The 18139-nt window shown below is 67.8% G+C and carries 17 protein-coding genes; 16 read left to right on the top strand and 1 reads right to left on the bottom strand.

The annotated features are described in order from the left end of the window. Positions 1-13 precede the first annotated feature (13 nt). The 16 genes from ACAM51_RS08165 to ACAM51_RS08090 all read left to right on the top strand — a co-directional run bounded on the left by ACAM51_RS08165 (position 14) and on the right by ACAM51_RS08090 (position 13495). A complete protein-coding gene (locus ACAM51_RS08165) occupies positions 14-595 on the top strand; it encodes a hypothetical protein (RefSeq protein WP_369643231.1) in 582 nt (193 codons plus the stop codon). Positions 596-597: 2 nt separating this feature from the next. Next, entirely contained in the window at positions 598-915 is a 318-nt protein-coding gene (locus tag ACAM51_RS08160; protein ID WP_369643230.1) for a phage head closure protein, read from the top strand. After that, positions 912-1331 (top strand): HK97-gp10 family putative phage morphogenesis protein, encoded by a 420-nt coding sequence (locus ACAM51_RS08155; protein ID WP_369643229.1) that lies wholly within the window; start codon positions 912-914, stop codon positions 1329-1331. The genes ACAM51_RS08160 and ACAM51_RS08155 overlap by 4 nt, the downstream gene beginning before the upstream one ends. Then, positions 1328-1684: a DUF3168 domain-containing protein gene (locus tag ACAM51_RS08150; protein WP_369643228.1), complete on the top strand. Its 357-nt coding sequence runs from the start codon at positions 1328-1330 to the stop codon at positions 1682-1684. Before ACAM51_RS08155 ends, ACAM51_RS08150 begins: the two co-directional genes overlap by 4 nt. A 171-nt stretch (positions 1685-1855) precedes the next feature. Next, positions 1856-2518, top strand: coding sequence for a phage tail tube protein (locus tag ACAM51_RS08145; protein WP_369643227.1), 663 nt, complete (start codon positions 1856-1858; stop codon positions 2516-2518). 110 nt (positions 2519-2628) lie between these two features. Continuing rightward, positions 2629-3108: a phage tail assembly chaperone gene (locus ACAM51_RS08140; protein ID WP_369643226.1), complete on the top strand. Its 480-nt coding sequence runs from the start codon at positions 2629-2631 to the stop codon at positions 3106-3108. Positions 3109-3170: 62 nt separating this feature from the next. Then, positions 3171-3416 (top strand): DUF1799 domain-containing protein, encoded by a 246-nt coding sequence (locus ACAM51_RS08135; RefSeq protein WP_369643225.1) that lies wholly within the window; start codon positions 3171-3173, stop codon positions 3414-3416. A gap of 45 nt (positions 3417-3461) precedes the next feature. Further along, on the top strand, positions 3462-8081 hold the full coding sequence (locus tag ACAM51_RS08130) for a hypothetical protein (protein WP_369643224.1): 4620 nt from the start codon (positions 3462-3464) through the stop codon (positions 8079-8081). Beyond that, entirely contained in the window at positions 8081-8986 is a 906-nt protein-coding gene (locus ACAM51_RS08125; RefSeq protein WP_369643223.1) for a carbohydrate-binding protein, read from the top strand. The genes ACAM51_RS08130 and ACAM51_RS08125 overlap by 1 nt, the downstream gene beginning before the upstream one ends. Further along, positions 8986-10674: a hypothetical protein gene (locus ACAM51_RS08120; protein ID WP_369643222.1), complete on the top strand. Its 1689-nt coding sequence runs from the start codon at positions 8986-8988 to the stop codon at positions 10672-10674. Before ACAM51_RS08125 ends, ACAM51_RS08120 begins: the two co-directional genes overlap by 1 nt. Positions 10675-10684: 10 nt before the next feature. After that, the gene (locus tag ACAM51_RS08115; protein ID WP_369643221.1) at positions 10685-11248 is read left to right on the top strand and encodes a hypothetical protein; all 564 of its coding nucleotides are present in this window, start codon (positions 10685-10687) and stop codon (positions 11246-11248) included. Then, a complete protein-coding gene (locus tag ACAM51_RS08110) occupies positions 11248-11751 on the top strand; it encodes a hypothetical protein (protein ID WP_369643220.1) in 504 nt (167 codons plus the stop codon). The genes ACAM51_RS08115 and ACAM51_RS08110 overlap by 1 nt, the downstream gene beginning before the upstream one ends. Then, the gene (locus tag ACAM51_RS08105; RefSeq protein ID WP_369643219.1) at positions 11744-12166 is read left to right on the top strand and encodes a hypothetical protein; all 423 of its coding nucleotides are present in this window, start codon (positions 11744-11746) and stop codon (positions 12164-12166) included. Before ACAM51_RS08110 ends, ACAM51_RS08105 begins: the two co-directional genes overlap by 8 nt. Next, entirely contained in the window at positions 12163-12504 is a 342-nt protein-coding gene (locus ACAM51_RS08100; protein WP_369643218.1) for a hypothetical protein, read from the top strand. The genes ACAM51_RS08105 and ACAM51_RS08100 overlap by 4 nt, the downstream gene beginning before the upstream one ends. A 2-nt stretch (positions 12505-12506) precedes the next feature. Then, positions 12507-12965, top strand: coding sequence for a D-Ala-D-Ala carboxypeptidase family metallohydrolase (locus ACAM51_RS08095; RefSeq protein WP_369643217.1), 459 nt, complete (start codon positions 12507-12509; stop codon positions 12963-12965). After that, positions 12962-13495 (top strand): hypothetical protein, encoded by a 534-nt coding sequence (locus ACAM51_RS08090; protein ID WP_369643216.1) that lies wholly within the window; start codon positions 12962-12964, stop codon positions 13493-13495. The genes ACAM51_RS08095 and ACAM51_RS08090 overlap by 4 nt, the downstream gene beginning before the upstream one ends. 306 nt (positions 13496-13801) lie before the next feature. Here the strand turns inward: ACAM51_RS08090 and ACAM51_RS08085 are convergent, their stop codons facing one another. Next, positions 13802-18130, bottom strand: a complete 4329-nt coding sequence (locus ACAM51_RS08085) for a translocation/assembly module TamB domain-containing protein (RefSeq protein WP_369643215.1) — start codon at positions 18128-18130, stop codon at positions 13802-13804. Positions 18131-18139 lie beyond the last annotated feature (9 nt).

Below are 18139 nucleotides of genomic sequence, written 5' to 3'. Positions count from 1 at the left end.
GGCGGAACACACCATGCCCACCATCAAAATCACTGACGCCACGGTAGAGCCGCTCACGCTGGCCGAAGCCAAGGCGCACCTGCGCGAGACGCAGACCGAGACGCACAACGACCTGCTGATCACCGGCCTGATCACGGTGGCGCGCCAGGCTGCGGAGGATCGGCTGCAGCGCACGCTGCTCACCACCACCTGGCTGCGCACGTTGGACCGCTTCCCCGCCTGCGGTGGCCACGTGGAGCTGTATATGCCTCGCGTAATCGCCGTGACCCAGGTGAAATACGTGGCACCCGATGGCGCGATCCCCACGCTGGACCCTGCGGCCTATGAGCTGGAGCCCACGGCCGAGCCCGGCCTGCTGCTGCCCGCCCATGGCACCAGCTGGCCCGCCACCCGTGTGCGGCCCGGTGCGGTGCAGATCCAGTACACGGCGGGCTATGGCGACACGGCCGACAAGATTCCGAAGCCCATCGTGCAGTGGATCAAGCTGGCCCTCACCGACCTATACGAGAACGGCGCCCGCAGTGCCGAGCGCCCCGCGCTGCCGCAAGAGTTTGCGGATGGCCTGCTGGACACCTACAAGATCTGGAGCGTGTAGCCATGGACCCGGGCAAGTTCAAGCACTACTGCAGCCTGCAGGTCCCTGGCACCGACCGGGACGCCGCTGGCCAGCCTATCCCAGGCTGGACCGAGCTCACCACCTTCTGGGCTGACATTCGGGGCGGCGCTGGCCTGGAGACCATCAAGGCCGGCGCCGTCACCTCCACCCGACAAGTGTCCATCCGCACCCGTTTCCGCACGGACATCACTGGCGCCATGCGCGTGGTCAGCCAGGGCGTCACGTACAAGATCAACGCCGTGCTGCCCGACCTGGTGGGCCGCAAGTACGTGGACCTGGCCTGCGAGGTGATCCAATGACCCGCGCCAGCATGTCGGCCAGCTACGATTTTTCCAAGATCGACGCCAGTCTGGACAAGATCACCCAGGCCGCTGAAGAGGCCACGCGGCCTGCCGCCCAGGAGGGCATCCAGGTGTTCTACGACGAAGTACGGGCGCGCTGCCCGGTATCGGACCGTGCCCACGGGCATGAGCCCGGCAACCTGCAGCGCTCGGTGTACCAGGCGCATGCGGACGACGAAAGCGGGCCGGGGCGCTCGGTGTACCGCTGCAGCTGGAACAAGGCCAAGGCCTTCTACGGCACCTGGGTGGAAAACGGCAACAGCAAGATGGCCGCACAGCCCTTCCTGCGGCCCGCGTATGACGCAGCCCGCACCAAGGCCGCCCAGGCCGCGCGCCGCCGCATGCTGGCTGATGTGAAGAAAGTCCTGCGATGAGCGCCGAAACCGTAATCCCCGTAGCGCTCGGCCCCCTGGTGGCAGACGCCGTGTACCCCGATGTGGCGCCCGAGGGCTCACCGCTGCCCCGCATCGTGTACCAGCAGGTGGGCGGAGTCAGCACGGTGTATGCCGAAGGCGCCTTGCCCACCACGGAGAACGGCCGCTACCAGCTGGCCTGCTGGGCAGAGACGCGCCTGCAGGCCCTGGCCCTGGCCCAACAGGTGGAGGAGATCTTGGTAGCGCACCCGGTGCTGCAGGCAGAACCCATCGGCGCGCGCACCGCGGCGCATGAACCCGACAACGGCCTGCGCGGCTACCGGCAGGACTTCAGCATCTGGAGCCCGCGCTAGCCGCAGCGCCACCGCTGTGCACACGTGTGCACAGCCACTGACCGACCACGGCCGCAAGGCCCACCCCGCAAGCCCTGCAGGCATCCGCCCGCAGGGCTTTTTTTGTGCCCGCGAGGGCGTTTCCCATTGCCCACCTCGCGTGGGTTTTTTCACTTCTGAAAGGCCCCAACCATGGCTCGTACCCCTTCCGGCACCATCAGTGCCGTCGCCACCGAATTTGCCCTCAGCAAAGTCGTCTCGGCCATCTCCAATGCGGCAGAAGCCGTTGTCCAGTGTGTGGCCCACGGCTGCAACCCCAACGACATCGTCGTGATCCAGTCCGGCTGGGCGCGCATCAGCCGACGTGCCTTCCGCGTCAAGTCGGCGCCCACGGTGGACAGCCTGGTGCTTGAACAGGCGGACACCACCAGCCTCACCCTGTACCCGGCAGGCGGCGGCGCGGGCAGCCTGGTCAAGGTCACCACCTGGGTGCAGCTCACCAGCACCCTCAACCCCAGCAGCTCCGGTGGCGAGGCCAAGAAGGTCACCTACAAGTTCCAGGAATCCGACCAGGAGTTCTCGATCAATGACGGCTTCAGCGCCGTGGACCGTGGCTTCGACATGGACGCCGACGCGATCACCACGCCCGGCTATCTGGCGCTGCGCAAGCTGACCGAGGTGCAGATCGACACCGTGATGCGCAAGGTGGCCAAGAGCGGCGCCACCAGCTACCTGCCGTGCACGATCAACCTGAACGAAGAGGAAATCGAGACGGACGGCCAGATCGTGGTCTGCAAGGTGGCGGTGTCCGGCAACGCGCGCAGCACGCGCTACGCCACACCCGCCGTCGTCTGATCCCCGGGCCCCGCGCCCACACCGAGCACCGACCCTGCCTCGTTCGCCCTTTCGCTGGGGCGGCGGGGTGGGGCACGGGCATTGTTTTCACCACCCAGCGAAAGAAACCTATGAGTACCGAAAAAACCAAGCCAGTCACGATGCTGGACAGCCTGGACGGCCAGTCCCCCATCTTCCCCGTGCACCTGGATCTGCAGCGCCTGGACGGCACCATGGTGCGCGTCACCATCCAATGCAAGGCCATGGGCAAACGCGCGTGGAGCCGCATGCGCCGCGAACACATCGACGCGGTGCAGGCCGCCGAAGCGGCATTCGCCGAACAGGAGCTGGCCAACAGCGTGCCCACGCTCGACGCGCCCCGGCCCAGCGTGCCGCCCCTGGACCAGATGGTGGACCGTGGGATCACGCGCGACGCGGCGTTCCTGGCGAACATCGCCGACTCGTGGAGCCTGCCCCAAGCCTGCGATGCCGAAGGCCTGGAGCGGCTGGAGGACAAGTTTGGCGGCGCGCTGGGCAAGCTGCTCAACGCCTATGAGCTGGCGGTGTACCAGGGGCAGCTGGGAAACTCCGCGCCATTGCGCGCGCGCTGATCGAACCACCGATCACGGAGAAAGAGGCTCGCGAGGCGGGCTTCGAGCTGGAGGACTACGACGTGGACACGCTCCACGTCTGGCCCGACAACGTCCGCGCGTGGCAATTCTTTGCCTCCATCGGCACCCGATGGTCCTACGGCCCCTCCGGGCGGCCCGTGGGCTTCCGCTGGGAGTCCCTCTACCCGCTGCTGGACCGCGCGGCCCCCGACCCAGACGACTGGGCCGAACTGCGGCTCCACCTGGAAATCATGGAAGCCGCAGCCCTCGCGGCCTACACCGAGTTCTTTCCACCCCCTAAGCGCTAGTGCACACGTATGCACTGGCGCTTTTTACATTGAGCAGGCCCCGCCGTGTCCGACGATCTCAACCAGGAAATCAAGTTCTCGGCCGATGCCGCCGGTGTCAAGGCCGGGGTCAGCGAAATCAAGCGCGAGCTGGGCACCATCGGTCCTGCCGCAGAAAAGGCGGGCGAGGCCGGGTCTGCCGGGTTGAACAAGATTGGCGCCGGTGGCGAGACTGCCGCCCGCAAACTCGATTCCGTCACCAAGAACATGGTGTCCAGCCTGCAGCGCCAGGTGGCGGCCATCGAGTCAGGCGGCACCGCCACACGCGCCTACCAGGAATCCATCGCGCGGCTGCGCGGCGCTGATCTGGGGGCGCTCAAGCCCTACCTGGACCAGCTTGACGCCGCCAAGCGCAAGGCCCACGAGGCCGCTGGTGCCAATAAAACCCTGGAAGGCTCCTTTGGCGGCCTTGGGGCAGCGGCAGGCCTCGTGCGCACGGCAGTCGCCTCTGCACTGGCAGGCTTGAGCGTTGGTGCTGTGTCTGCATTCGTTCACAACATCGCAGATGGCGTGGACGCCCTCAATGACATCAAAGACGCCACGGGCGCAAGCATTGAGAACATCAGTGCTCTGGAAGATGTCGCGGTACGCACCGGCGCAAGCATTGATGTGGTCAGCACGGCCATGGTCAAGTTCAACCAAGTGCTGGGCGATGCAAAGCCGGGCAGTGCGCAAGAGCTGGCACTGAAGGCTATCGGCCTGAGTGCCAAAGAGCTGCGCCAGTTGGACCCGGCCGAGGCACTGCGCCAAACAGCCGTCGCCCTGGCTCAGTTCGCTGACGATGGCAACAAGGCTCGTCTGGTACAGGAGCTGTTCGGCAAGTCCCTAAAGGAGGTGGCGCCATTCTTGAACGACCTGGCAGAAAAGGGCGCGCTTGTTGGCAAGGTCACTGCCGAGCAAGCTGCAGAAGCTGAAAAGTTCAACAAGCAGCTCGCCGAACTGCGTAAAAACGCCACCGACGCAGCGCGCTCGCTGTTGTCTGAAATGCTCCCGGCGATGAACGCAATTCTTGCCAAGATGCGAGAAGGCGGTGCGCGTGGAGCAATTGATGAATTCGGAGATCGGCTGCTGGACTGGGGTGGCAACGCGCAGCGTAAGCGGATCGAGAATCTGAAGCGGGACATTGCTTCTCTGAATGAGGAAGCGTCCGCAATCACCGTTGATGTGTTTGGCGTCCGTGGTGGTTTGGAGAGTCAAATCAACGGCCTGAACGCCCAGCTGCAGGCAGCTCAACAGGCGTACTACAGGTTCAACCCGTCGTCTGGTGGTGGTCGGGGTGTTGTGAATCCTCCGGTTGTGGATGTGCCCCGCGAGAGCGTGGGCGACCTGCCCAATACCGCCGCAATCAAAGCGCAGGCCGACGCCGCGAGGAAGGCCGCAGAGGAGCAGCGCAAGGAGCTGGAAGAACGCGCCAAGCTGATGGCCGAGCTGTCGGGCCTCACGGGTTCGTTCGCCGAGGACTGGGCCCGGCTCACCAAAATCTTCACCGACCCTTCGGGCCTGGTCAACGTGAAAGCGTTGACCGAAGCCCAGGCGGAGCTGCTCAAGAAACAGCCCATTGTCGCGGCCACCGCAAAGGCCGAGGCCGATGCGCGCAAGCACCTGGTGACCGTGTACCAGGAGCAGGTGGCGATCCAGGACGAACTGAACGCCGCCTATGTGGCCGACAGCAAGGCCCGCGAGGCCGGCCGTGCCGCCGTGACCGACTACGTGCGCGGCATCGAGGAGGGCAATCAGGCGCTGCAGCTCGAAGTGGCGGCCATGGGCATGACCGAGCAGGCGCGCAAAACCGCCATTGAGCAGTACCGCATCGAGCTGGAACTGAAGAAGCAGCTCGAAGCCATCGACAAGAACAGCGGCTTTGATGCTGCGGACCGCGAGGAACAGCGTGCACGTGCCAATGCGGCCGCCGCGCAGGCCAAGGTGGACGCCGCCACGCGCGTGGCGCTGGAGGAAGATCGCCGCCGGGCTGAGTCCATCGAGAACAGCCTCACCGACGCGCTGATGCGCGGGTTTGAAAGCGGCAAGGAGTTCGCCAGCAATTTCCGCGACACGCTGGTGAACATGTTCAAGACGACGGTGCTGCGGCCCGTCATCAGTTTCATAGTGAACCCGATTGCCGGGGTCGTGAACAGCGTGGTGAGCAGCGGCCTGTCATCCCTGGGAATCGGCGGCAATCTGCTCAGCGGTGGCGCATCCATGCTGGGCGGTCTCGGGGGCCTGGGTGCGGTGGGCACCACCGCTGCGGGGTGGGTCGGCTCTGGCGTGGGCGCCCTGTTTGGCGGCACGGCTGGCAATGCCGCCCTGGGCGCATCGCTGGGCCTGGGCGCGGGCAGTTCGGCCGCTGCGGCGGCTGGCGCGGCGGCTGCCAGTGGCGGCGCCATCAGTGGTGCCGGGGCGGGCCTTGGGGCCTTCCTGGGTGCCAACGCTATCCCCATCCTGGGCGGCGCGGTGTTCGCGCTCACGGCACTGGCAAAGGCCACGAAGGGCGAGACCCGCACGGGTGGCCAGTTCGGCGTGGCTTTCGACGGTGCGGTGGTCAACAACCGCAGGGGCCAGACCTACACCTACCAGGGCCAGCAGTACGACCGGGATTTCTCGGGCGGCCGGCGTGATGCGCTGGTGGACGGCCAGGCCTACCGTCTGGAGGGGGACCCTGTCGCCAATGAGCAGTTGATCCGCGATGCGGTGGCCGGCACGGCCTCTGGCATCAACGACATGCTCAAGGCTCTGGGCAGCGCGGCGGTGGTCACTGGCTTTTCCGCAGGCCTGGAAACCTCGGGCAAGGGCCGGGGCGGTGTGTTCTCGGGCGGCACCTTGTCCAGCGGCGCGGCATTCGGCGAATCCGGCAAGGGCGACAACTATGCCGGCACGCTGTACGAGCTGACCAGCACCAACAGCCCGGACTACGAAACCGCGCTGAAGAACTTCACGCTGGATCTGAAGCAGTCCACCTTGCAGGCCCTGCAGGCAGCCACCGACATTCCGAAGTCCATTCAGGAGATGCTGAAGGACGTGGACGCCGAGGCCCTGACGGACGAGTCCGCCAATGCGCTGCTCACTGCCATCAACACGCAGATCGCCGGGGTGGAGCAGTTCCGTGCGGCCTTGTCGAACATGGGCCTGGATCGGTTTTCAGACATGGCCTTTGATGCGGCGGCCGCCGTGGCGGCGGCCTCCGGTGGCTTCGAGAACTTGGGCTCGAACCTGTCGAGCTACTACGAGAACTTCTACTCGGAATCAGAGAAAACCGCCAACAGCGCGCGTTTGATAGAGGAGGCGCTTGCCGAAGTGGGTCTCGCCATGCCAACCACCAATGAAGGATTCCGGGAACTGGTGGAAGGGCAGATGGCACTGGGTGCCTCGGGTGCGGAGGCGCTGGCGGCATTGCTGGCAGTGAACGATGAGTTCCACGCGTTGACTGAGGGTGCAGCATCTGCGGCCGAGGCACTGGGCATCACCACCGATGGCTTGGCGTCCATCATCAGCGACTCGGTGCGCAATGCGTCCAGCAAGGGCGAAGCCAGCGAGATGGCCAGCAGCGCATTCGAGGAGCAGTTCTACGACGGCATCTTGAACACCATGGCCTCGACCCTCTCGCAGGGCCTGATGTCCGCCATCGTCGGGCCCATGCTCACCAGCCTGGTAGGCGGTGCCGTGGCCTCTGGTACGGCGCTGGCAGCCGGGGGCGCTGCGGGCGCATCTGCCACGGCCATGGGGGGCGCGCAAGCGGCCGGTGCCATGGCAGCAGGCGGTGCGCAGGCTGCCGGCGCGATGGCCGCCGGTGGGGCAGCGGTGGGGGCGCAGGTGGGTGACTTCCTGGCGAATGCGCAGGGCTACATCAATTCGTTTGTCGCCATGCTCAGCAACTCCGGTATCCGCGACTCCATCGGGCAAATCGGCGAGCTGATTGGCGGCGTAGCGGGCAATCTCTATGAGGGCATGAACACGTTCTTCATCGAGTCGAAGGCGTTGCCTGCGGTCTCTGGCGGCCTGTCCAGCGCCATGGGCGATGCCGCGGACTCCATGAAGCAACTGACCGACACCATTGTGGAGGAGGTCAAGCGCCTGCGTGGATTGATGGTGGAGGACTCGCCCGTGCTCAAGGATGTGCTGATGGCCCAGTTCGCCACAGCCACCGCGCAGGCCCGCGCCGGCGACAAGGAGGCCCTGGCCAAGCTGCCGCAGCTGTCGCAGGCGCTGGAGTCCGTGTCGCAGACAACCGCCGTCAGCGCGGTGGAGCTGGCGCGCATGCGCGGGTGGCTGGCAGGCAGCCTGGAGGAGACGCTCAAGACGCGCGGCGTGACCGTGCCCAAGCTGGCCGTGGGGACCAACTACGTGCCGCAGGACATGCTGGCCCTCATCCACAAGGGAGAGGCCGTCGTGCCCGAGCGCTACAACCCCGCCGCAGGCGCGCAAGCGCCCTTGCTGCAGGTGATGCAGGGGCCGCACCAAGGGGGCGAGAACGCGCTGGTGGATGAAGTGCGCGGCCTGCGCAATGAGGTGGCCCTGCTGCGTGAACAGAACGAAGAGCTTGCGCTGGATGCCCAGCGCCTGCGGCTGCGTGCTGCCCGCGCGGTTGAGCGTGTGGAAGGGTTGATCGCAATGCAAGAAGGGAAAACGTAATGGCGGAAGGCTTTCTGATCCTGCGGCCCATGGAGGTGACCGAGGCCACCCTGGTCTCGTCCACCGTGCCGGAGACCGACGAGGCCGTCTACAACCCGGCCACACCCTACCCGGTGAAGGCGTTGGTGATGTGGAAACACTCAGTGTATGAAAACACCCTGGCCGACAACACCGGCAACGCGCCCGATCTGAACCCCGACAAATGGGTGCGGGTTCGGGCCACCAACCGGTGGCGATTGTTCGACGGCACCAACAGTAGCCGCACGGCCCAGGCCAACACCATGAGCTATGTCTTTGCGCCAGGCATCTCCATCCGCATGGTGGCCGCACTCAACCTTGTGGCGTGCTCCGCCATCCGCGTGCGCCTCATCGATCCCGTGCGAGGCACGGTGTACGACGTGACCAAGGCCCCGGGGCGACGCCCCGTGCGGTCCGACCCGTGGGAGTGGTACTTCGGCGAATGGACTCGTGGCCTGGGCCTGTCGCTCTTCGAGAACCTGCCGGCGTATCCGCTGGCGCAGCTGCGCGTGGACCTCACGGGCGGGGAGGGCCTGGCCATCGGTTTGCTGATGTACGGCCAGCCGCGCCGGTTCGGGCTTGGCGTGCTGCGTGGCGGCAAGGTCAACCGCCGCGTCTATAGCCGCCGCGAGGAGAACCAGTTCGGCGACATCGAGCTGCTCAAGCGCCCTTCGGCAAAGGAAGGTTCGCACGAGGTGCTGATAAAGAACCAGGAGGTGGACGAGGTGCTGGAGTACCTGGACACCATCGATGCCTCCATTTGCCTGTTCGTCGCCGCCCGGTCGTTCTCGGCCACCGTCATCTTCGGAATCTTCACCGACGCCTCGGTGCTGCTGCAGCACCGCAACCATTCCTTACTGCAGCTTGAAATGCTGGGAGCCATCTGATGTCCTTTCCACCCATCACCCCCTTGCCGGCGGCCATGACGCCCGACGACGAGCCGGACGTTTTTAGCGCCAAGTCCTACGCGCACGTTGCCGCGCAGGCGCAGTTCGTTGCCGAGGTCAATGCCGGCGGCGCATACATCGATGCCCAGGTGCTGCTGGTGGACGCCGACCGCGTTGCCGCCCAGGAGGCCGTGGGCGATGCCGAAAACCAGGTCGCGCTCGCAACTCAGCAGGCTGAAATCGCGGGCTTTGTTTCGCACGACAAGGGCCCGTGGTCAACGCTTGCCGGCGCGCTCAACAAGCCCGCGTCTGTAAGCCATGGTGGCTTGTTCTGGCTGCTGGCCAACAACTTGGCGAACGTTGCTGCGTCAGAGCCCGGCATGACCAATGACTGGACTCGCATCCCCGGTGTGACAGAAGTTGCCACACCGATCAACGCAATCCCTGCGCAGGGCTCCGTCAACGTAGGTGCCACCACCGCCATCGTGCTGTCGGCCAATGTCTTTGGCTCCATCTACACGGCTGACACGCACACCGCCAGCCAGTGGCAGATGCACACTTCCAACGCATTCGCGTTCCCCATGTATGACAGCGGCGAAGTCGCGGCCAGCACATCGCGCGCCTTGGCCCCGGGCGTGGCAGCCGTCAGCACGCTGTACTTTTGGCGTGTGCGCTACAAGAGCAGCCGTGGCACATGGTCTGCCTGGTCGCGGTCTACAAGCTTCACCACTGCTGCCGCGCTCAACAGCTACGTGCCTGTGCCCACGGCCACGCCCGCCCTCGGGGCTGCGCTGGAGGGCGGGTACTACGGGGGAATGGTGTGGCAGCAGATTGCAACGTGCAATACCGCGCTGCCCCTGGGAACCGGCGCTCGCACGATGACCATCTCGGTCGATATGCACGTCACGCCTTTGGTGTATGCCGGGCAAGTCGTCGAGGTGCGCAGTCTTGTGGACCCCACATACAAGTTCACGGGCACTGTTACCGGGGCAGCCGGAACCTCTCTGAGCATCAACTGCACCAGTTTCGGCGGATCTGGATCTGGAGCCAGCTGGTCCGTGAACGTGCGCTATCGCGTGATCGTCTCGCCAAAGGCGTCGGGCGAAACACACAGTAAAGCGTGGAAGAACGCAAACACAGCTGGGCCCACCGGCACACAAACCTTGGTGGAGGGCTGGCGTGCTACGACTGCCATGACCGCCGCTGGCGATGCCACGACCTACCCGCTTGCGCACTGGGCGCGGGGGCTGAATATCGGCGGCTATACCGATTGGTACATCCCATCGCGCGATGAGTTTGAAACCATGTGGGGCAACCTCAAACCTGGTGGCGCGGCCAACAACATGTCTGCCAGACCTGCAGCGGTACGCAACTACCAGAACCTGGGTGCATACGCAGACGCGACAGCGGCCAACGGCGCGAATCGCAACTCAGACCCAAACCGCGCGGCGTACACATCAGGTGTGCCCGCAATCACTGCGCTGGCGCCCTGGATTTCAGGGGGCGCCGAGGCGTTCCGTTACGAAGTCTCTACGGGCGCAGGCTACTTCACGTCCACCGAGCACAGCGACAGTTCTGCGGTTTTTGTGCAAGCCGACAGTGTCAACCCGGGTATGCAGACGATTGCAAACAAGTCCGGCGCCGGCCCCAGTACGTCGGCCCGCGCTATCCGCCGCAGCATGATTTAAAGGGGAAACGATGCAGTACATCAAATACACGTACGTCGATGCAATCACCGGCGTGCCAGTGACCGAGGCGCCTGCGGCGAATGGCCCCACCATGCCTGTAGTGGATGGCCTGGAGTTCGTCTGGGCGCGCGAGAGCGCTTATCCCACGGACGCGCCCGAAATGTTCGGAACGTGCCCCGACGAATCGGACGCTGCCGTGCCGGGCGTGCTGGCCGTGATCTCGCAAGCGGACTTTGAGATCCTGTATGCCGACGAGATCGCAGCGCGTGAGGCAGCGGCCAGCGCAACGATGCGCATCACGCGTCTGGCGTTCCGCAACCGCTTCACCATGGTCGAAAAGGCCACGCTCGAACTGGCCGCGCTGGATGAACCCGGCGCACCCATGCCCGCGCGCCAGCAGTCCGCGATGCTGCGGGCCTACCTCGCAGACGTGGCCGCTGCAACGTTCATCGAACTCACCCGTCAGGATATTCGCGACGGCGTGACGCTGTTGGAGACTCTGGGCTTGCTGGCCGTGGGGCGCGCGCTGGAGATCTTGGACGCGCCTATCCAGCCCATCGAGAGGCCACTGTGATGCAGGTCGCCTTCTACAAAGGCCGAGCGCGCCTTTTCAACCGCGTGACCGCGTGGTGGCTGCGAGGCCCGTACAGCCACTGCGAGCTTGTGCTGGGCACCGATGCCAACGGCCTTGCCATCTGTGCATCGGCATCGTTCATGGACGGTGGCGTGCGCGTCAAACACATGCCGCTTGATCCTGGGCACTGGGACCTCATCGAGGTGGCCGGCAACGTGGACGATGCTTGGCTGTGGCTTCAGCTGCACCATGGCCAGCCCTATGACCTGCTGGGCCTGGCTGGCTTCATTGCCCGCCGCCTCGGGCACGACAAGGCGCGGTGGCTCTGCAGCGAGGCCGTGGCCGCGATGCTGGGCATGCCCGATGCCTGGCGCTTCGACCCCTGCAGCCTGTGGGCCGCGCTCACAAGGCGGCCGCCCGGCGCGGTCACCACCAACAACACACAACCCGCCTCGGCGGGTTTTTTATTGCCTGCTGCAGGCGCGGGGAGCCCGGATGCCTGAACCCACGTCCACCGCCGCCGGCATCGCCACGGTCGCTGTCGCGGCCGCGTCCACGTCGGCTATCACTGCATTCGGTGTTCCGCTGGGCCTCCGTGCGGATCTGCTTATTGCGGGTTTCGCGGGCAGCCTGGTGGCAATCATCCTGCTCAACGCCGTGCCGGGCTCCATCGACAGCTGGCAGGAGCTGCTGCGCACCACGCTGCGGCGCATGGCCGTCGCATGCGCCAGCAGCCTCACGGCGGGCTACCTCACGCCACTGGCCATGTTGGTGGCGCAGTTGCCCGAGTCGCTGCTGCTGGGCGGCGCCTTCGCTGTGGGCGGGGGCGCGCAGCAGGTGCTGATGTTTGCCATCAAGCGCCTGAGCGGCGGGCCGACCGTGCCGCCGCCCGCAGGCCCGAATGGAGCCACATCATGAACAACGCGCTGTTGATCACGCTGCAGACCCTGCACTGGTTTGCCGGCCTGGTGGTGCTGGCTGAAGCACTGAACAAGCTGGAGCGCACCGCCCCCTGCAGGCGCGGCCTGGGCGCGCGGGAACGCGTCACGGAGTGGCTCAAGGCGCTGGCCTGGCTCTTCCTTGCCTTCGGCGGGGCAGGGGCCTTGCTGGCCCCGCTGATGCCCTTCCTGCCGATGTCGCGCGCCGGAGCCATCTGGCCGCTGCTCATGCCCACGCAGGCCCCCACGTTGCAGGACACCTGCATCGTGTTGGGCTTTGCGGTTTTGATTTTTCGTACTCGCGTCAAAGAGGGATAGCCATGCAACTCACACCGCACTTCACGCTGGCCGAACTGACGGCCAGCACCACGGCCAGCCGACTTGGTATCGACAACACCCCGCCGCCCGAACTGCTGCCCCGTCTGGTGCTTACGGCGGAGATGCTGGAACGCATCCGCAGCACGTTGAATGCCCCTGTCACGGTCACCAGCGGCTATCGCGGCCGCCAGGTCAACGCGGCCGTGGGCGGCGTCACCAGCAGCGACCACACCCAGGGCTACGCCGCCGACATCGTTGCGCCTGGCTACGGCACCCCCACGCAGATCGCGCGCACGTTGGCGCCTCTGGTATCCGTGCTGGGCATTGGCCAGCTCATCCTGGAGGGCGTGAAGGGCAAGCAATGGGTACACGTGTCCACACGTGTGCCCGACAAGCCTGCCAACCGCGTGATCACGATCACGGACAAAGGTGCCCAGCTGGGCATTCAGGAGTTGCCATGATCGCCGGCCTCTACCCCTACGTTGCCGCCGGCCTGGTGGCCGCAGCGCTGGCCAGCGCCGGCACGTGGCGCCTGCAGGAATGGCGCCACGGTGCGAAAGAGGCACAGCGCCTGGAACTGGCCCGCCAGGCTGAAGAGGCCCGGCAGACCGACGCCCGCCAGCAGCGCAAGTTCAACGACACCGCCAGCGGCCGCCACGCCTCTGCGGTGGCCACACTCAATACCCAACTAGGAGACGCCCGTGCGCAGATCGCTACTTTGTCTCGTGATCGCCAGTGCCTCGATGCTCGCACTGTCGGCATGCTCAACAATCTCGGCACCGCAAGTTCGCTCGGGCTACGAACCCCTGCCGGCCAACCTGCAGGTGCGGCCCCAGCCGCTGCCGCCGATACCCCTAACACCGGCTTCGCCAGCGAAAGAGACACAGCAGACTGGATAGCCCAGTGCAAGGTGCGCTACGGCGCGGTGGCCGACCAGCTGAACCAGATCCTGGACATTGAGGAGCGCCGGCAGCAGGGCACGGCGCCATGAACGTGCACGCGTATGCACGCCACCAGGGCGCCCGCCCTGGCCGCAAGGCCATCAAACAGCTGAATGAGCGCCTGCGGCGAGAGCGGCGCGAACTGGATGTAGCGCTGCGTGAAAGGGTGCTTCGGGAGTGTTACCCAGCAAGGGACGAAGGGCCGCCGCCTAGGATAGATTGAACTAGCAGCCTCGTATCAACGATACAGAATTGATACGAGGTTTTGATTTTGTCTATGGAATCGTCCCCGTGAACTACGAGGAGGCAGCCGCGCATTGTAGTGGGGCCGCGCGTGCCTTCCCGGAGGTGGGGCCTCAGTCGTACTTCACCGTGTAGATGATGTCCACCGCGCTCTTCTCGCCGGTCTGCCCGCGCAGCGTGAGGCGGCGCGAGAGGTCGTAGAAGATGTACAGCGTGCCCAGCGTGCCCGACAGGCTGCGTTCGTAGGTCACGTACAGGTCCTTGGACAGGCGCTTGCCGAAGGTGAGGGCGGCGGCGCTGGCGTCTTCGCCGGAGCCGGGGCCCTTGAAGCCGATCTCGTCCAGGCCGACCCGGCTGGCCATGTTGGCCGCCGTGTTGTTGTTACCGCCCCTCCCCAGCAGCGCCAGCGCGGCCTGCTGCAGCACGGCGGCCTCGGCGCCGCCCGCGGCTGCGTTGCGGCCCAGCACCACCCACGAGAGTTTTTCAGCGTCGGGCAGTTCGGGGTCGGAATACAGGCGCACGCGGGGGGCCTGGGCGCTGCCCGTGACCTGCACGCCCGCGCGCACGCTGATGTTGGGGCGCAGCGCGAGGATGTCCAGCGACGGGTTGTTGTATGGGCCGTTGAAGCGGATGAGCCCGGTCTCCACGTCCAGCATCTGTCCCCAGGCCCGGTAGCGGCCTTCCTCGGTGCGCACCTCGCCTGTCACGCGGGGTGGGGCGCCGGGCACGGCGCTGCTGCGGATGTCCACCTCGCCCGTCAGCCGGGTGGTGATGCCATGGCCGCTCAGCGCGAAGTCGCGGCCCAGGTTGAGGGTGACCGCGATGTCGGGTGGCTTGGCGGTTTCCGCCTGCGCCGCCACCTGGCTGGCCTTCGCGGCGGCCTGCGCCCTGGCCTGGTCCTCGCGGTCCTTGGCGGCCGAGCGCACGACGACGTCCGAGCCCAGGCTGGGGGCGTTTTCGTCGGGCAGGATGATGGTGGCCCGGTCGGTGGTGAGCTTGCCGCGCAGGCTGATCTGGCCCTGCTGCAGCTGGGCCTGCAGCTGGCCCGACACGCTGATCTGCCGGTCTGCGCGCACGAGCACCTGCAGGGCCTTGGCCTCCGCCTGAAATCCCATGGCAATGCCCGAGAGGCCGTTGGCGGCATCGCCCCAGGTGATGCGGCCGGTGCCGGTGAGGGTGCCGCCGTCCTGCGGCGCGGCCGTGCGGTTGCCGCTGAAGCCCGCGATGCGCGCGCCGCTGCCGCGCCCGCCCTGCAGGCGGAACTCGGTGATGTCGAGCTGGTTGCCTTGCAGCGTGGCACGCAGGCGGCCGCCCTGCAGGTCCACGCCGTCCACGGCGGACCGCACGGCCAGGTCGTCCGCGCCCAGGGTTCCCGACCAGCGCGGCGCGTTGCGGGTGCCCGACAGGGTGGCGCTCGCGTCCAGCGTGCCGCGCACGCGCCAGCCGGGCGGGGCCAGGGCCGACCACACGCCCACGTCGGGCATGCGCGCGCGCAGCGTGCCAGCCAGTGGCGCATCCGGTGCCCAGGCAAGGCTTGCGGTGCCGGTGCGCTGTGGTGCGTCTGCCGCGCCCGGCCGAGCGGGTGCGGGGGGCGAGGCGGCCGCGGGCCCCGCGAGTGACAGGCGGGTGTTCACGCTGGCGTCGATCTCTCCGGCGCGCTCGCTCATCCACCGCACACGCGCCCGCAGGGCTTCGCCCTCCAGATCGAGGGTGGCCTCGGCCTCGCGCACACCCGCTGCCGTGCCCGCTCCCGCCGGTGCTGCCGAGGCCTCGGTGGCGATCGCGGTGGCGGCGCCCGCGCCCTTGCCCTGGCCGCTGCTCTGCACGGCCGTCACGGCGGTGGGGTCTCCGGCCAGGATGCGCAGGTCGCCGCTGGCCCGGCGCAGGCTGGCGCTGGCGCGCGGGTTGGCCGTGGTGGTGTCCACGTTCCACTGGCCGTCCAGCACGATGCTGCTGGCCAGGCCCATGCGGGCCAGCAGGGGCTGGGCCGTGCGGCCCGCGGCAGCAGGGGTGTCTCCCGCGCCCAGCGCGTCGACCCAGGCCATGGGCAGGCCTTGCAGCGTGCCCTGGGTCTGCACCCGCAGCGCGGGCCCGGAGGCCAGGCGCACGGGCTGCCAGCGCAGGACCACGGTGCCCGGCAGCGGGCCGTTCAGGCGGGCCTGGCCTGCGGAGGTTTCCACCGACAACGGGGCGGTGCCCGGGGTTCGCGCGGTGATGTGCAGTGGTTCGGACAGCTGCAGGGTCCATGGCCCGGGGTGCTGTGTGTCCTGCGCCTGCAGGCGCATCTCGCCGACCTGTACCTGCCACTGCGCGGGGGCGGCCAGCCCGCCGGTCAGGCGGGTCTGCAGCGCAAGGCGGTGGGCCTGTGCGCCCTGGGGCGCATCCATGCGGGCCTCTCCTTGCAGCGACAGCGCGGCTTGTGCGAGGGTGCCGGAAAGCTCGGCCTTCACGGCGTGCAGCTGTACCGCGGTGGCGCCCCGGCCGGTACCTGGCGCGGGCGGCAGCGACAGTTCCATGTGCGCGGTGCCAAGGGTGGCCTGCAGCTCGAAGGTGTCCTTGCCCGCTGGCGGCGCACTGCCGCCGCCGGCCGCCTGCAGCTGGCGCACCAGCGTCTGCCAGCCACCTTTCCAGCGGGCGGTGAGCTGCCCCGCGCCCTTGGCGGAGATGCCCTGCATGGCGCCTTGCAGCGTGCCGCCCGCCAGCGGCAGGCTGGCCAGCCAGCGCTGGGTGGTGTCGATGTCGCTCCACTGCACCTGCAGGTCGCCGCCACCGGCGAGCGGCGCGGCATGGCCCTGGGCACGGGCGGTGGCGCCGGGCACTGTCAGCACCATCTGGCCCTGCACGGAAGGCGGCCCGCCGAGCGCGATGCGCAGGTCGGTGGCCTCGGCGCGCGCCTGCAGGGCGTCGAGTAGCAGGCGTTCGAGCCGCAACGTGCCGCCAGTGCCGGCCTGCGGGGGCGGGGCGGGCTGCCAGTGGCCTTGCGCGGTGAAGGTGTTGATGCGCAGGGCGGAAGCCCGGCCGCCCGCCGCGACGGCGCGGATGTCCGCCGTGAAGCGCACGGTGTCGCCCTGCGCCGTCTGCGCGCTGAGGCGGCCTGCCAAAGGGGCGGCCGCGAAGGCGGTGTGCAGTGCATCGGGGCGCAGGTTGCGCACCTGGGCCTCGCCTTCCATCGCGTGGGTGGCCGGGGTGTAGTGGCCCTGCAGCGTCACCGTGCCATCGCCGGCCGAGGCCGTGGCGGCAGGCACGGTCCAGCGGGTGCCGTCATAGCGGGCGTCGGCCCGCAGGGCCGTCAAGGGCAGGCGGGCCTGGTCCCAGGGGCCTGGGAGCTCGTTGCGCAGCTGCGCTTGCACCGACCAGTGGGTGCCGCCGCCTGCCGGTCCTGGCCCCGCCTGCACGGTGCCGTGCAACTGGGTCGCCGGCGCCTGGGGCCAGAGCGTCGCGAGGTCGATGGCGTGCAGCGTGGCGCTGGCCGCCTGCAGGGGCTGGGTCGCCCAGGGCGCGAGCGTGGCCTGCACATCGGCCTGCATGGGTTGCGCTGGGGCGGGGGCGGGCGCCTTGGTGGGCGACGCTGGAGCCCGGGGTCCCCGCGTGCCCGGGGCTGGCGTGGGCGTGGAGGTGCCGGGGGAGGGGCTTACACGCGCTTGCAATTGCAAGCGCGCCGAAACGGTGGCCAATGTGCCCTGCAGCGTGGCGTGCGCCTGCACCTGCATGGCGGGTTCGCCGCCAGGCACGGCGGTGTGCACGGTGCCATCCACGCTGGCATCCAGTGCCATGGGGGCCTGTGCGCCCAGGGTGGCCCGCGCGCTGTAGCGGCCCTGGGCCAGCTCCACGCTGTCGATGTTCAGGCGGTGCTCGCGGCCGTCAAACCGGTAGTCGCCCGCCAGGCCCAGCGCTTGCACGGCGGGCGATCCGGCCCATTGCAACTGGTCGACACGAAACGGCACGCCGATGTGCAGCGGCAGCACAAGCTGCGTGAGGGGTGTGGCGGGTTCGGCATCGGGCGGGCTGCCCTGCGGCGTGATCTGCACGCGCGCGGCATGCACTTCGCCCAGTTCCAGCCGCCGCTGCAGCAGGGGAGCCAGCTGCCAGCCCAGGCGGATGTCGGTGACCTCGACGGCCAGGTCCGGGCTGCTCCAGCGCAGCCAGCCGATGCGCCCGCCCTGGCGCAGCGATCCGGTGACCTCGCGGCTTTCCAACTGCTGGCCGGCCGGCAGGTAGCGGGCCGCCCGCGCGAGCGCCGTGGCCAGCGAGGTGCCGCTGCCCGTCCACCACCACACCGCCGCCACGGCGGCGATCGTCAACGCCACCAGGGCCACCAGAAGCCAGCCCGCGGCCCGCGCGGCGCGGCGCGCGCGCCGGGCTGGCGGGCGCGGCCCGGAAGACGACGCCCCGGCGCTGAAGTCCGAGGAGCGGGCGTGGGGCTTGGGGGTGTCGGGGTGCATCCGCCTGGC

The organism is Acidovorax sp. A79, from assembly GCF_041154505.1.
GTDB lineage: Bacteria > Pseudomonadota > Gammaproteobacteria > Burkholderiales > Burkholderiaceae_C > Acidovorax.
This window is presented reverse-complemented; position numbering and strand designations above follow the sequence as displayed.